Source organism: Bdellovibrio sp. KM01 (assembly GCF_013752535.1).
Lineage (GTDB): Bacteria > Bdellovibrionota > Bdellovibrionia > Bdellovibrionales > Bdellovibrionaceae > Bdellovibrio.
Map to the genome: position 1 here is coordinate 1,958,399 of NZ_CP058348.1, position 14,160 is coordinate 1,972,558.

General features: G+C 45.6%; 14 protein-coding genes. 11 read left to right on the forward strand and 3 right to left on the reverse strand.

Annotated elements, in window-relative coordinates:
• Positions 1–105 precede the first annotated feature (105 nt).
• Positions 106–1,107 carry a hypothetical protein gene (locus HW988_RS09585; protein ID WP_181607476.1) on the reverse strand — a complete coding sequence of 334 codons (1,002 nt, stop codon included), beginning with the start codon at positions 1,105–1,107 and terminating at the stop codon, positions 106–108.
• A 452-nt stretch (positions 1,108–1,559) separates the two neighbouring features.
• Here HW988_RS09585 and HW988_RS09590 point away from each other — a divergent pair, with 452 nt between their 5' ends.
• Positions 1,560–1,841 carry a hypothetical protein gene (locus HW988_RS09590; protein ID WP_142700241.1) on the forward strand — a complete coding sequence of 94 codons (282 nt, stop codon included), beginning with the start codon at positions 1,560–1,562 and terminating at the stop codon, positions 1,839–1,841.
• Between the two features lie 153 nt (positions 1,842–1,994).
• Positions 1,995–3,167 carry a patatin-like phospholipase family protein gene (locus HW988_RS09595; protein ID WP_181607477.1) on the forward strand — a complete coding sequence of 391 codons (1,173 nt, stop codon included), beginning with the start codon at positions 1,995–1,997 and terminating at the stop codon, positions 3,165–3,167.
• Here HW988_RS09595 and HW988_RS09600 read toward each other — a convergent pair.
• Positions 3,164–5,032 carry a potassium transporter Kup gene (locus tag HW988_RS09600; protein ID WP_181607478.1) on the reverse strand — a complete coding sequence of 623 codons (1,869 nt, stop codon included), beginning with the start codon at positions 5,030–5,032 and terminating at the stop codon, positions 3,164–3,166. The two genes, HW988_RS09595 and HW988_RS09600, sit on opposite strands and share 4 nt — an antisense overlap.
• 202 nt (positions 5,033–5,234) lie before the next feature.
• Between HW988_RS09600 and HW988_RS09605 the strand changes: the two genes are divergently transcribed.
• Positions 5,235–5,411 carry a hypothetical protein gene (locus tag HW988_RS09605; RefSeq protein ID WP_168196624.1) on the forward strand — a complete coding sequence of 59 codons (177 nt, stop codon included), beginning with the start codon at positions 5,235–5,237 and terminating at the stop codon, positions 5,409–5,411.
• Here HW988_RS09605 and HW988_RS09610 read toward each other — a convergent pair.
• Positions 5,392–5,967: an NADPH-dependent FMN reductase gene (locus HW988_RS09610; protein WP_181607479.1), complete on the reverse strand. Its 576-nt coding sequence runs from the start codon at positions 5,965–5,967 to the stop codon at positions 5,392–5,394. The genes HW988_RS09605 and HW988_RS09610 overlap by 20 nt on opposite strands.
• A 77-nt stretch (positions 5,968–6,044) precedes the next feature.
• Between HW988_RS09610 and HW988_RS09615 the strand changes: the two genes are divergently transcribed.
• From HW988_RS09615 to HW988_RS09650, 8 genes are all read left to right on the forward strand, one after another.
• A complete protein-coding gene (locus tag HW988_RS09615) occupies positions 6,045–6,734 on the forward strand; it encodes a PilZ domain-containing protein (protein ID WP_181607480.1) in 690 nt (229 codons plus the stop codon).
• A 100-nt stretch (positions 6,735–6,834) separates the two neighbouring features.
• Positions 6,835–7,704: a M14 family zinc carboxypeptidase gene (locus tag HW988_RS09620; protein WP_181607481.1), complete on the forward strand. Its 870-nt coding sequence runs from the start codon at positions 6,835–6,837 to the stop codon at positions 7,702–7,704.
• A 331-nt stretch (positions 7,705–8,035) separates the two neighbouring features.
• Positions 8,036–8,716 carry a MotA/TolQ/ExbB proton channel family protein gene (locus tag HW988_RS09625; RefSeq protein WP_181607482.1) on the forward strand — a complete coding sequence of 227 codons (681 nt, stop codon included), beginning with the start codon at positions 8,036–8,038 and terminating at the stop codon, positions 8,714–8,716.
• 32 nt (positions 8,717–8,748) lie between these two features.
• The gene (locus tag HW988_RS09630) at positions 8,749–9,210 is read left to right on the forward strand and encodes a biopolymer transporter ExbD (RefSeq protein ID WP_181607483.1); all 462 of its coding nucleotides are present in this window, start codon (positions 8,749–8,751) and stop codon (positions 9,208–9,210) included.
• Positions 9,211–9,214: 4 nt separating this feature from the next.
• Positions 9,215–9,700 carry a biopolymer transporter ExbD gene (locus HW988_RS09635; protein ID WP_181607485.1) on the forward strand — a complete coding sequence of 162 codons (486 nt, stop codon included), beginning with the start codon at positions 9,215–9,217 and terminating at the stop codon, positions 9,698–9,700.
• Positions 9,697–12,654 (forward strand): lipopolysaccharide assembly protein LapB, encoded by a 2,958-nt coding sequence (locus HW988_RS09640; protein ID WP_181607487.1) that lies wholly within the window; start codon positions 9,697–9,699, stop codon positions 12,652–12,654. Before HW988_RS09635 ends, HW988_RS09640 begins: the two co-directional genes overlap by 4 nt.
• Positions 12,651–12,917 (forward strand): hypothetical protein, encoded by a 267-nt coding sequence (locus HW988_RS09645; protein WP_181607488.1) that lies wholly within the window; start codon positions 12,651–12,653, stop codon positions 12,915–12,917. Before HW988_RS09640 ends, HW988_RS09645 begins: the two co-directional genes overlap by 4 nt.
• 8 nt (positions 12,918–12,925) lie before the next feature.
• Positions 12,926–14,155 (forward strand): AgmX/PglI C-terminal domain-containing protein, encoded by a 1,230-nt coding sequence (locus HW988_RS09650; protein ID WP_181607490.1) that lies wholly within the window; start codon positions 12,926–12,928, stop codon positions 14,153–14,155.
• The last annotated feature ends 5 nt before the right edge of the window (positions 14,156–14,160 follow it).

Consider the following 14,160-nt stretch of genomic DNA (forward strand, 5'->3'; position numbering starts at 1 on the left):
GCACCCCCGCTACCAAAAACCGGCAGGCACCTTTTCGTCTTTTCGTATAAAAAAAGGCAGCCGTTTTATGGGGCTGCCTTTTTAAGTTCAACTGTTTATCTAAGATTAGAATACGTTGATTGTCGCTGACATACCTACGTTTGTTTTATCAGCCGTGAAGTACTCAGGAGCGAACTGCATGTTCGGGTAAAGATAGATGTCACGAGTAACCGCGATACCGATACCAACTGATTGCGTGTACAAGCTTCTCAACCACTCTGAACCGTCATCAGATCTGAAGTGAGAGAAGATAAATGGACGGAATACAGTTCTGAACGAGAACATGTCGTTGAATGCATACTCAACGAATGGATAGAAGCCAAGAACCCAGTCCGTACGACCACCACCGTGAACATCAGTTCCGCGGTTTTGGATAGTATCAACGTTGTCAGCGCCTTCAGTGTAACCGTTGTAAGTTACGTCAAAGGCAACACCTGGTTGCCAGTTAGAGTTCGGGATTTCGAAAAGCAAAGTGTGACCAACGCTCAACGAACCCAATAGTTTCAATGTGTCTACATCGTAAGCGTCTGTCGCATAAGAAGCGCTAGAGCTGAATGCTTGTTGGATGCCCATCGCTCTGAATGAACGAGAGTAACCCAAAGATGGGGTTGCGATAGAGAACTGTCTGTTACCATTTTGGTTAGAAGTCTCTTCCCAGTTATTTTGGAATGGAGTGTACAAAGAAAGACCTGTAGAGAAATTCAATGCAGAGTTTTTATCCAAACGGTAGTTGATACCAACAGATCCTACCAGGTTAGTTGCTGGTTGCGTTCCAGCTTCGCCAGCATAGTTTGGACGTTCAGCACCAAATGGTTTTTCAAGGTTACCACCGTTGTAAGCCCATGAAGTTGATACGGACCAAATAGATTTAGAACCAGAATCCGCACGCATTTTCGCGTTCGTGATTTCGTTATCCAAGTCACCGTTTGTTTGCTCGTCCTTTTTTTGAACGTCAGTTACTTTAACTGTGCTTGTGTTAGCGCTTTGGTTTTTTTCTTCAGCGTGAGCAGAAACTGCCACAACCAAAGAACCTGCCAAAATAAGTGATGAAAGAATTTGTTTTTTCACCTGTGTGGTCCCCTTTTTTTGTTAGAACTTTGTTAATCGTTAATAGTTTTAAGTAAGTTTAGTTTCTTAATTCTTATTCAAGTCGCTTGCAGATGTTTGTCGTTTCACATTCACTACGATTTCATCTGCTCACTTCAAGTGGTCCCAAAATGGAGCCAACTTGGCTGTCATTTTTTATTAAGCAATGAAAGTGCCAGCACTTTGGTCCTATTTCAACACCAAATCCTGACAATAACCTAATATTTACGGGCAGTAGACGCACTGAAGCCTAAAAATTAAGCAGGTTCGATTTCACACTTGTTACTAAAACTAAGCTCATTTTGACTCCAGTAGCGGGTTATAAATTCTTCACGCGAAGCATTAAACAGAGAGCAAGTACTGTAATGCTACATGTTGAGCACGCGCGTTCTCGCCCGGATAATTCATCCAGGAAGTATTCTGAAGGGAGCTGTATGGTTGAGCGCGAGCTGTATGAAGAAACCGAATTTCTGCACGATGTGGGCGTTAATCTTAACGCTGCTCTCTTTATAATAGATAGATTGATTGAAGAAATTAAAGGCGAGGAAGGTCGACTGGAAACAGATTCGCAAACCGAAAAGCTGTTTCATCACCTGGCGACGTACTTAAATCAAATCGATCGCACGGTTAAAAACCGCCGCACTCATTTATCAGAACTTTTAGAATCTCAACGCCGGGCGGAACAGGAAGCGTACCGTAATTCACGATCGCCTTAGACAAAAAAGAAGGGCGCCGTCGGCGCCCTTAGCGAGGTCAATTTGCTCTTTCAATGGAGCGGATAAAAATCGTAATTCTTATCTCGACCTCGTCTTCGCTTACAGTTTCTCAAAGTTCAATCTCCCCCACAAGTCCAAAAGGAGTCTTGTTATATGTCGAACTTAGGCCTGGTTCTCTCTGGTGGAGGCGCACGAGGTGCGTATCAGGTCGGCGTATTGGCGGCTGTGGCAGAAATATGCAAAGAACTTTCAATCAACAATCCCTTTGATATTTACACGGGCGTCAGTGCGGGCGCGATCAATGTTTGCGCCTTAACAGCACATCCCGGAAGCTTCACGGAATCCTCCGAAACTTTGCAAAGAATTTGGGGAGGACTGAAAAGTCAGGATGTCTTTGTATCCGATCCCGTGTCCATGACAGGAGTGGCTTTGCATTGGATTATGGATTTAGCGAGCGGCGGTATGAAACCCACTCCCGGAAAATCACTTTTAAATACAAAACCATTACGCGAACTGATTGCCAAAAACTGTCCCTTTGAAAACATTCAAAAGAAAATTGATTCAGGCCTCATTCGTGGCGTGGGAATTTCTGCATTGGATTTTCATTCCTCATCAACAGTCACTTTCATTCAAGGTGTTACGGAGATACCATTATGGGAAAGAGTCAGAAGACAAGCAGCGAGATCAGAACTCAACGTGGATCACGTTATGGCCTCGGCCGCCATCCCGGTTTTATTCCCGCCGATTGCAGTGGGTTCCAACTATTTCGGGGATGGGTCGATTCGGAACTTCAGCCCTTGCGGTCCCGCCATTTACATGGGAGCCGAGCGCCTGCTTGCCATCGGTGTCAGACGCCGGGAGGAAATTTGCTTCAGACCTCGTCAAGTTGCGCCTACAGAGATGCCCAGTGTGGCACGTGTTGCGAGTGTTCTTCTTCACGCTCTTATGAGCGATGGGATCGAATTTGATATCGAAAGAATTGAGCGCATAAATCTGGCCTTATCAAAGCTGGGGCGCTCACAACGTAAATATCTGACGGTGAAACATATCGACGCCCTATGGATCTCCCCGTCCCGTGATTTTTCAGAGATCGCTTCTCAACATGCGCACGAGTTGCCGCGAATGATTCGCTATCTTTTGCGGGGTTTAGGTGGTCTGGAAGAATCAGCTGAGCTTTCGAGCTTTCTGTTGTTTGAAAAAGAATATGTGCAGACTTTAATGGAGATCGGCTATGAAGATGGGTTGCGTGCCAAAGATGAACTCACTCAGCTGCTCACAGGTCAAGCAATGAAAGACACTATGGCAGCCGAATTAAGGGAAAATTAAATCTCGACCTGGATTCCCACTTCGATGACCTGGTTGGGAGGAATACGGAAGAACGCTGTTGGACGTTGCGCATTTTTCGACATCACCGCAAACAGACGTTCACGCCAGTGAGACATATGAAGCTCGTCAACTTTCGCAGGCCCCTTCGTCGCAATAATCGTTTCACGGCCTAGTACGAACGTGGTCTCGTTCACATTAAAGTTGATGTTTTTATTACGGCAGGCTTCCAGGATGTGCTTCATCTTGGGCGTTTCCATAAAGCCGTAATAAGCCAGGATACGATAAAAATTTGGAACGATCTCTTGGATCGAAATGTTATCTTTCTTGGAAACAAAAGGAACCTCGCGCGTTTGGATCGTTAAGATCGCCACACGCTGATGCAGAACTTTATTGTGTTTTAGATTATGTAACAAAGGCGCCGGCACACCCCATGGATCACCCGACATGTAAATCGCTGTCCCTGGAACACGAATGGGCGGTTCACGCAAAAGCTTCAACATGAAATCTTCTGTTGGCATCGAACGCTCTTTTAAACGACGGAATAAAACCTGACGGCCTTTTTGCCATGTCGTCATCAACAGATAAATCACCGCACCAATCACCAAAGGCACCCAACCACCGTGTGGGATTTTGTGGAAGTTTGCTGCAAAGAAAGCCGCATCGATGATAAGGAAAACACCGAAAATCCCCGCTGCCTTAAAAAAACTCCAATTCCATTTTTGGCGAGCCACTTCGTAAGCAAGAATTGTCGTGATCACCATCGTTCCCGTAACTGCGATACCATAAGCAGCAGCCAGGTTGCTGGAAGTTTTAAATGTTAGCACCAACCACACAACACCCACGAACAACGCCCAATTGATCGCCGGGATGTAGATCTGCCCGATCTCTTGCGAAGACGTGTGCACGATGTTGATACGCGGACAGAAACCCAACTGAATCGCCTGACGAGTGATAGAGAATACGCCCGAAATCAAAGCTTGGGATGCAATCACCGCCGACGTCGTACTTAAACACACCAGAGGAATGACCGCCCATTTCGGCGCCAGCATGTAAAACGGATTTGAAATCGCATCAGAGTTCGTCAAAAGCAAAGCGCCCTGACCAAAGTAATTTAAAAGTAAAGCTGGCAAAGCAACAAAAAACCACGCCATGCGAATCGGTGTCTTACCGAAGTGCCCCATGTCGGCGTAAAGAGCTTCACCACCGGTTACAACCAGGACAACAGATCCCAAAACCAAGAAACCATGCACACCATTTCTAAAGAAAAACTCGATCGCGTGATGTGGCCACATCGCTTCAAGAATCGAGGGATTGTTCAGAAGACTATTTAGGCCCAGCACTCCCAAAGTTGTAAACCACAACAAAAGAATTGGTCCAAAGATGACACCGATTCTTCCGGTTCCATATCGCTGCATTAAGAACAAAGCATTGATGATAAAGATCGTGATCGGAATGATGTAGGGGTCAAATTGATCAGTGACGATCTTTAAACCTTCCATCGCAGACAAGACCGAGATCGCCGGCGTAATCACACCATCGCCATACAATAGTGCCGCACCGAAAAGTCCCAGGATTGTCATAACCCAACGACGATGGGTGATGTCTTTTGTATGTTGCGAACGGACTGCCAGCGCCATCAATGATAAGATACCGCCTTCACCTTTATTATCTGCGCGCATGACGTATGCCATGTACTTTACGCAAATCGTAGCGATCATTGTCCACACGATTAAAGAAAGAATGCCGACAACATTTTCCGGTGATACGGCAAGTCCGTACTCGCCACCAAAACATTCGCGCAAGGCGTACAAGGGGCTGGTTCCGATATCCCCAAAGACAATGCCCAAAGCAGCTAATGATAGCATTGCTAGATTGGTGTTCTTATGACCATGGTCTTGGTGTTCGATGTCGCAACTCCATTTTAATTTTGAATCCCAAGTGTATGGAATCGCGAAGCTCTTGTCAGCAGCTGGACCACATATTATAACGCAGCACTTCACATTACCTGATAGTCAGTTGCCATCTTTTTAGGCCTTGGGGGAAAATAAGGACTCAGGGAGTAAACTTATGTTTCGATCTGGTGATCTTAAAAACTCTGTTCTTCGTACCGTAGCCCACTCTAAATGGGCATTGGCAGTATTGATCTTGATTGGATTGGTATATTTTGAAACTCGATTGAGCGATAAAAGTGTGGCTGACAACCGCCAGCCCACTTCGTTGACGACTACTTCTTTGACGCAATAACTGAGTTTGCGTCGAGATTGAAGGCCGATAGAGCCGAAACAAAGTTTCGGAAGCCGGTCGCTTGCTTCACTAACAACTTTTTCAACCCCTCATCTTGAGGCTCCCCTTGCTCATTCAAAACTTTTGGAGCGTTGGTGATGAAGATGCGCTCTGGATAAATAAAGGCGTTTCTGTATCCAAACACCTGTTGCAAATGCTCAACGGGACGAAGCCCCCCAAACATCCAACCCAAGCCAATGAAACACACAGGACGATACTCAAATGTTTCAGGGAACTTCATGTGATCGATGAAGTACTTCAAAGCACCTGGCATAGATCCATTGTACTCAGGGCAAATCACAATCAAACCTTCCGACGCCACAAGCTTGTCCAGGTATGGCTGCAATCCCGAATGCTCTTTTCCATAGTGCGGACCGGTGTGGAGATGCTCTTTCACTTCGACCAGATCAATGATCTCGACTGTTTCCCCTTGGGCTTTGTAGATCCCTTGGATATAGTTGGCAAGCTTCAGAGTGTTGGAACCTGGGCGATCAGTGCCCGCGATAATGTACTTCATTCGTAAATCTCCTAGACAAAGTGATATACCTTTCGTTGTAATAAAGGCAATACAGTTTTCAGAAGGGTGTCTTCGCAATGTCGAAAATTTGGTTTATCTTAAACGAGGGACAAGTTACAGGACCGTTTGAACCAGAAGAAGTTGAATCACAAGTTGCATCCTTCAAAGAACCTCTGGTGTGGGGACGTGGCCAAGGCGAATGGGATACTCCTGCCAAATGGCGTACTAAGATCAAAGACCTCCCACCGACTGCGCCCGCCGGTGATCAAAACAAAGTCTGGATGACTCGCATCGAAGGCAAAATCAACAAAGAACCGATGAAGTACGCTGACATGATTGTCGCGCTAAAAAAGCTGACCGATCTTTCACAAGTCGACATCTCCACAGACGGCGGAAAAACCTGGAAAGAAGTTTACGCCCTTCAACAGGTCGTGGATGATTTGGGCATCAGCCGCAGATCGCACCCTCGCGTTCCGATCGTTGGCACTCTGGAATTTGAACCTAGTGAAATGGCACCGCCACTTAAATGCCGTGTGATTTCTATCAGTGAAGGCGGCTTGGGTATTAACGATGCTGAAGGTCTGCAGATTGGCCAAAAGTTTTTTGCGACTTTGACCAGTCCCAACCTTTATCAAACGATCACGACGACATGTGAAGTGGTTTACATGGGAAATGATGGTTACGCGGGACTGCGCTTCGTTGGTCTGCCTGAAGAATTTAAATCTTCGGTCATTGAATACGTGCGAAAGTTTGCGACAGTTTCCTAAAGTTCGCCCAACGTATCATTCACAGCTCTAAGTCCAGTTTCAAATTGGAGCCACCTTAGTCTTTTGACAAGTCTGGTCTGTATTCTTCATCGTGATATGCATGCTAGAACTATTATTCTCTCTTTTAGTGTCCCCTTCGAATGCGCCCGTGAATAACTACGCAACAGTCGTTCAGACTTTGCAACAGATCCAGGCTGCGAATCCATCAACAACAGAACTGATTGATCTGGGCCCAAATGATTCCGGGCAAAATATCATCGCCATTAAAATTGGCGATGGTCCAACAGCAGATCTTATTGTGGGAACTCACCATGGCAATGAATATGGTTCTACGGCCGTGGCAATGGGCGCGGCTGATGCCTTTGCGAAAAATCCAATCAAGGGTCATACGGTTTACATCGTTCCGGTTTTGAATATTCCCGGCTTTAACTCTCGCTCTCGTTATGAGCGCCTAAGTGGTATGGGTTCTGTTGACCAGAATCGTGACTACCCAGGACCTTGCATCCCGGGACAACCTTTTAAATCCAAGTCTACTAAAGCTTTAGCGAACTTTATTGATCAAAAAAACATCATCAGCTCTGCCACTCTTCACACTCACTGGCCTGCTGTTCTTTACCCATGGGGTTTTTCAACTCGCGATGTGATGACGAAAGACGATGCCACGTTCATTCAGTTAAGCAAAGATGCGGCTGTTGAAAGTGGTTATGATGTTGGAAACTCAAAAGACATGCTTTACGCAGCTGATGGTGCTTTTGAAGATTACGCGTACTGGAAACATGGCATCTGGTCATTATTGTTTGAAATGGGTGAAACTCACACACCATCCGAGGCGCAAATGGCACAAATGGTTTCCGTGAATGTTCCTGGTATTCGTCGCTTCTTTGAGAATGCACCTAAAGAACGCGCGAAAGATCACGCCTTTACTGGAAAATGTGATCGCAGCATCATGCAAAGAACTCACTTAGAGTAGTCGGCTTCATCGATCCACATAAATTCAGATTTAAACCCGATCCCACAAAGATCGGGTTTTTTATTTTCCAAAGCGCCTTCTTTACGGCCCAAACTTTGTATCAATCTGAGACCGCGCCTGACTTTCATTTTGACGATTTCAACGTCGCTTTTAGCAAAAAAACAGTCCTTTCCGAATCTTATGGAGCACCACCCAGTGACGACAATTTTTGTCACGAAGTGACGTTTTAGTCGTCTCTAATTGAGCCAAGTACCTGTTACCTGGATGTTTTTTTATGGCACTGGCCTTGCTCATAAGGCTTCGGGAAAACTTTTAACCCCGGAGGATATACATGGAATTTCTAATGTCACTTGGTCGCGGTTTCACTTCAGGAGATGCAATTTGGATGTGGACTATCTTGGCTGCTCAAATCGTTTCCGTTGCTATTATTGCTGAGCGCTCTGTAGCACTTTTCTTGAACCGTAAAGTAAATCAAAAGGATATCTCTAAAACGATCGCAGACGACATTAAAGCCGGCAAATTGGACCAGGCACTACGTCGCTCTATGCAGATCGGTTTGACTCAACCATTGGGCGTTGTGGCCTCTGCAGGCATCCAAGCCGCGATGGATTTGGGTGGCAAAGAAGAGATCCAACTTAAAATGGACGAAATCCTTCTTGAAGAATCCAGCCGTGTTGAAAAACGCATCGGCTTCCTGGCAATGTTCGCCAACGTCGCGACTTTGTTGGGTCTTTTGGGTACGATCACAGGTCTAATCCACTCTTTCGCCGGTATCGCAAATGCCAACCCAGCTGAAAAAGCAGCGATCTTGTCTCAAGGTATCTCTCTTGCGATGAATACAACAGCTTACGGTCTGGTAGTCGCAGTTCCAGCGTTGATAATGTACGCGGTTCTACAAAACAGAGCGACTCGTTTGACGGAAGATTTGAACAAAGCAGCTTTGAATTTGTTCATCCAACTTGGTTACCACTACGCTCCAGTTTCAGACAAAAAAGAAAAAGCACTTAAATAGTACGAACCAAGACATCTAACTGAGAGGGCTTTATGAGCGCATCAGGTAACGGTAACGACAAATTAAACTTCGAAATCAATATCCTGCCGATTCTGGATATCCTTTCTGTACTCATCTGCTTTTTGCTTTTGACTGCAGTATGGGTGCAAATCGGTACTCTTGATACGAAGCAAGCTATTGGTGACAACTCCACAACAGGAGCCGTAAACCCACCGTCCCTTTGGGTGACGATGGAGGCTGACGGCAGCATGCAACTATCTTTGCGTGACGTTCCGAAAGCGAAAACTTTGGAAGAGCGTATCGCAAGATCAACTGAAGGTGTGGATTTGCAACGTCTTGAAGCGCGTTTGCAAGCTTACAAGGCACAATGGCCTGATCTTAAAACAAGTGTGGTTCGTCCCGGCGCACAGACTAATTATGGTGATGTGATCCGCGTGATGGATAAATTGAAGCAGAACTCATTCGAAGGCGTGGGCTTGTCCCCACTAGGGTAATTATATGAGAACTTCATTTGTAAACGCTAACAAACAACGTTCTCCATTGATGGAAGCTCAAACGCTAAAACCAGGCGGCAAGAAGAAATCTTCGGGTGCTCGCGGCCTGGCGTTGGCGCTTCCGCTGACATCATTGATCGACGCTTTCTCTATCATCGTGATTTATCTTTTGATCGGTACGCAATCGAACGGTATCGAAGTCAAAAGCGGACAGATGAATCTGCCAATCGCAGAACACTCTCAAGGTGTTGATAAAGAAATGGCGATTTTGAGAATCGAAAAAGGCAACTACTTCATCAACGACGAACGCGTTGTCGGCAGCCAGTTGGGATCAAAATTGGAATCCTTGAAAAAGGACTCTAAAGAAGACGTAGAGCTTATGATCCAAGCCGACACCGAGATGAAATACGCTGACCTGGATCCAATCATCAAGGCTGGTTCTTTGGCAGGTATTGAAAAACTTAAATTTGCGGTGGTACCAAAACAATGAGAACACTAAAACGCCTCCTCATTATCAGTCCGATTCTGGCCGGTGCTCTGTTTACACAGATCGCTCGCGCAGAAAAGATGAACTCCGACACGCAAGATCTTGTCGTCGGCAAGATGGAGCGCGTTTTAAAGGCGATGGATGTTAAAGATCCATCATGGGTACCAACGCAGCAACGTTTGGCTGATACACTGGCGGAAAGAGCGCGTACCCGTTTCATGCAAGAAGTTGAAGCTAACTGTGACGGCTGTAAAGGCTCTAAAGCCGATCGTCAAAAAGCGATCGAGATCTATGAGAATATTTTAGCGAAAATTGAGCTGAATGAACATGGTCCGATCCTGTTCCAATTGGGTCACTTGTACGAAATGGCTGGTCAAAATGACAAGTCCATCGAACTTTTCCAAAGTATCGTAAAAGACGCTAAGAAAAAATCCATCTCTGCTGATATCGTTTCCCGTTCCCATGCAGAGCTGGGCGATTTGCTTTTCCAAAAAGGCAAATTCAAAGAGGCGAAAGCTCACTATGTCATCGCCCTTAAAGATAAAAAACTTCAAAACCGTGCTTTGGCGACTTACAACATGGCATGGAGTGATTTCAATGACGATAAACTAGCGTCAGCAATCTCCATTATGGAAGGCTTGCTTTCTAAGCCTGAACTGATCACTCGCGATACTGAAACAGGAGCTTCTTATGACCCTGTTTTCCATGCGGATATCGTGCGTGACCTTGGTACTTTCTATGCGCGCAGAAATATCTCTGTGAAAGAAATTGCCCGCTATGAAGTCCTTTCCCCTAAAGAAAAACGTAAAGAATTACTTTTAAACTTTGCTCAAGAAGCGGACCGTGTTGGTCAAAAACAAGCAGCCGCTGATATCTTAAGCCGTTATATGGATCAAGAAGGTTTGACAGATGCCGAGACTCTGGAAGCTTTCGTTCGTATGGCGAAAATCAACTATGACCGTGGTCAAACGGGCAAATCAACTCAAGACTTTGCTAAAGCTGCCAAGTCTTTCAAAAACACATGCAAAGACGCTTCGAAATGTGAAGAGTTGAAAAAAACGATGAAGACCTATGTAACGGAACTTCACCGCTCTAAAAAATTGAAACCTGACCAGGATCTTTTAAACTCTTACGTGATCTATTCAAACACATTCCCAGAAGACACTGAGATGACGACTCGTGGTGCTCAGGTTGCAATGGATATGGGGAAACCCGCTATTGCGGCTCAATTGTACCGCGCGATCAGCGACAACTCGGATTTGTCTGAAAAAGAACGTCAAAATGCTCTTTTGAATGAAGTGGCGGCTGGTGAAAAATCCAACGACGCTAACATTCAAAAAGCGGCTTACATCAACTTCCTTAAAAAAGGTAAAGATGAAGGCAAGTCCTTTGAAGTTCGTTACCAAATGGCTTACCTAAGCTATCAACAAAAACAATTGAAAGAAGCGGCAGTTGCTTTCAATGACTTGGCGACAGACAAAAAAGGCAATCCGGAACTTCGTAAGAAATCTGCAGACCTGGCGCTGGACAGCTTGGCGCAACTTAAAAATGACGAGCAAATCCAGGAATTGGCTGCTAATTATGCTGCCATCTTCCCTGCTCACAAGGCAGAGTTTGAATCCACAAGCCGTAAAGCTTTGATGAATCAAGCAGCGGCTTTAGCGAATAATCCAAATTCCAGCAAATCTGATATGCGCACGGTTTTGAAGCGCATTACGAACACAAACCTTTCTTCTGCTAAGTCTGAAGAAAAAGTTTTGTTCTATACAAATGAAAGCATCCTGGCGCAAAAACTGGGCGAAGAAGAAATCTATGTTCAGGCCCTGAACAAATTGATCGCTGCTGACGTTACCGTTGCAAAAAAAGAAGCTTACCTTGAGCAATTGACGGGTTATTACGAAAAGAAACTGGATTTCGCAAACGCTTATAAAACTGCTCTTCGCTTGAAAATGCCTAAAGTTTCTGAAAAAGACCGTGAGTTCCGTCTGGGCACATTGGCTGACCTGGCTAATATGAATCCACAACGTCACTACCGTGCAGCTTTGAAATTGGGCATCAAAGGCGATCGCGCTATGATCATGCGCACCCGCTTGGTGCTTATGTCTGGCAACCCGGCTTCAGAGCTGAAAGCTCAATCTTCAGAATTACGTCGCAGTCCTTCTCTTTTGAATGACACGGCTTTGCTGGTGTACGCTCGCAATGGTATGAGCGGCAGCCTTAAATCCGTATTGGACATGAAAGAGATCCGCAACCGTTCGGCGGCTCAATTCATTCAAAAACAGCCATTCTATAACAAAGCATTGAGCTTTAAAAATCAGATCGCGGCCCACATGATCGTGACGAAATCTGATAAACAAATGCAAAGAGATATCACGGAGCGTATGAAGCTTTTGGCTAAGGCCGATAACCTGCTTCAAGAGGCGAATCGTACTCGCGATATCACGGCTCAATTAATGGCACTTGAAATCGTGTCTATTGAAAATGACAGAATGGTTCGCGATTTGGTGAATTTGCCTATGCCTAAAGGTCTGACTCCACAGGAGCAGGCTCAATACGTGGGTATCTTGAAGGCCAAATCCAAACCCTACCTGATGAAGGCGAAATTCGCGGAACAACGCGAACAAGACCTTCTAAACAACTCTCAGGCCCTAGCGCAAATGGCTCAGGATTACAAAACAGCCCGTCCTGAAATCCAAAATATCCTGAAACGCGAGATGACTTTGATCACTCAATTGCAAGCGAGTGGCAAAATGAAGTCAGCTGTTTCCGATGCGCTAAATTCGTCACAGGCAACAGCGTCTGATTTGGCCTCCGCGCGCAAATCAGTGGCAGCTGAGCCCAACAACGCAGGTGAGATTGTAAAACTTAAAACTCTAGAGACAAAAATGGGCCATCCCCTTATGGCTTCGTACCTGGAAGCCCGTTTAAATCAATTACAGAGAGGAAAAAGCCTATGAAAACGCTCATTCTATTGGCGCCCTTCTTGCTTAGTATGATGGGTGCCCCCGGCGCCTTAGCAGCAAATAAAGCTAAGAAGGCCGAAGGGAACAAACCGCAACTAGGCACCTCCTTTAAGTTTGATGGAAGTGCTCTTCGCGGGAAATACCAAAGCTCTCTGAATACGAAAGCCACGGTAGAAAACGATAAATTATTGGAAGATCTTTTGGCTGGAAGAAAAGAATTTAACGACAGAATCCAAGACGATCTAAAAAGAAACTAGGACGTAACATGAACGCAGCAAAACTAATCATTCTAGAAAACATCGCGGGACAAAAAGTCCGCACGTTTGCGGTTGATTCAGAGTCCTTGAACATCGTGTACCTTAAGGATCAACGCCGCGTTGAAGCCTTGGCAGACTTGAAAGTTCTTAAAGACAATGACATCGACTACAACCTTCTTAAAAAGATCGATCTTTCTAAGTTGAGCTCTAAAGGTGAAACACTTGCGGGCTTGGGGCGCATTCGCCTGGCAAGTCACGATGACGTTACAAGCCCTCAATACTCGTTGCATGAAGAGCAAGATGAAGAGCAACTAAAGACAATGTTGACTCGCACGGCACTGACTCACTTGGTAGTTGTCGGCATCATCATGATGGGTACTTTCATTGCCGCTAAATACTTTACGAAAAAAGACGAAGCTCCTTTGGTAACTATCGTTATCCCTAAAGAAGCTCCTAAAGTTGTTGAAAACAAACCGGTTCCACACGTGAAGATGTCTGAAAAGAAAATCAAACCATCTAACAAAGTGTATAAACCAGTCGTTAAGAAACAACCTATCAAAGTTAAAAAATACACCGTGAACACCAACAAAGCGAAAAACGTACAACGCGTGGGTGCTTTGGCAGCTTTGGGTGGAACTCCGAAAGGCACTCGTGGTTACGAGGGTCTTGATAACAACTCTATGAAAGCTATCCGTTCTGCTGGTATCGGCAATGGCGGTGGCGGCGTCGGCTCTGCTGGTCGCGGTGGTGTTAAAGGTTACCTTCCCGGCAATGGCTTGATCGCTGGTTCTGCAGGTGAAGGTGGTCGCGCTGAAAGCGCTGGCGGTTACGGCACTCGTGGTGTTGGTGGCGGTCGTGCGGGTTACGGCAAGATGAATATGGTTGGTGGTACGGCTGCCTCTAGTCTTCCCCTTGATGCGGAAGCAACTGTTGAAGGCGGTTTGGATCGTGACCAAATCATCGCGGTTATCAACCGTAACAAAGGTCAAATCGTATATTGTTATGAAAAAGGTCTGCAAGCCCAGCCAGCTATCGGTGGTCGTGTGGCAGTTGACTTCGTGATCGGTCCAAATGGTCGTATCACAACAGCAAAAGTGGCTCAAAGTTCTCTGGGTTCGGCAATGGTTGAAAACTGCATGATCGCTAAAATGAAATCATGGCAGTTCCCGAAACCAGTTGGAAAAGTAAACGTAGATGTTCTTTACCCATTCGAATTAATGCGCGTTTCGGCTCGCTAAGAATT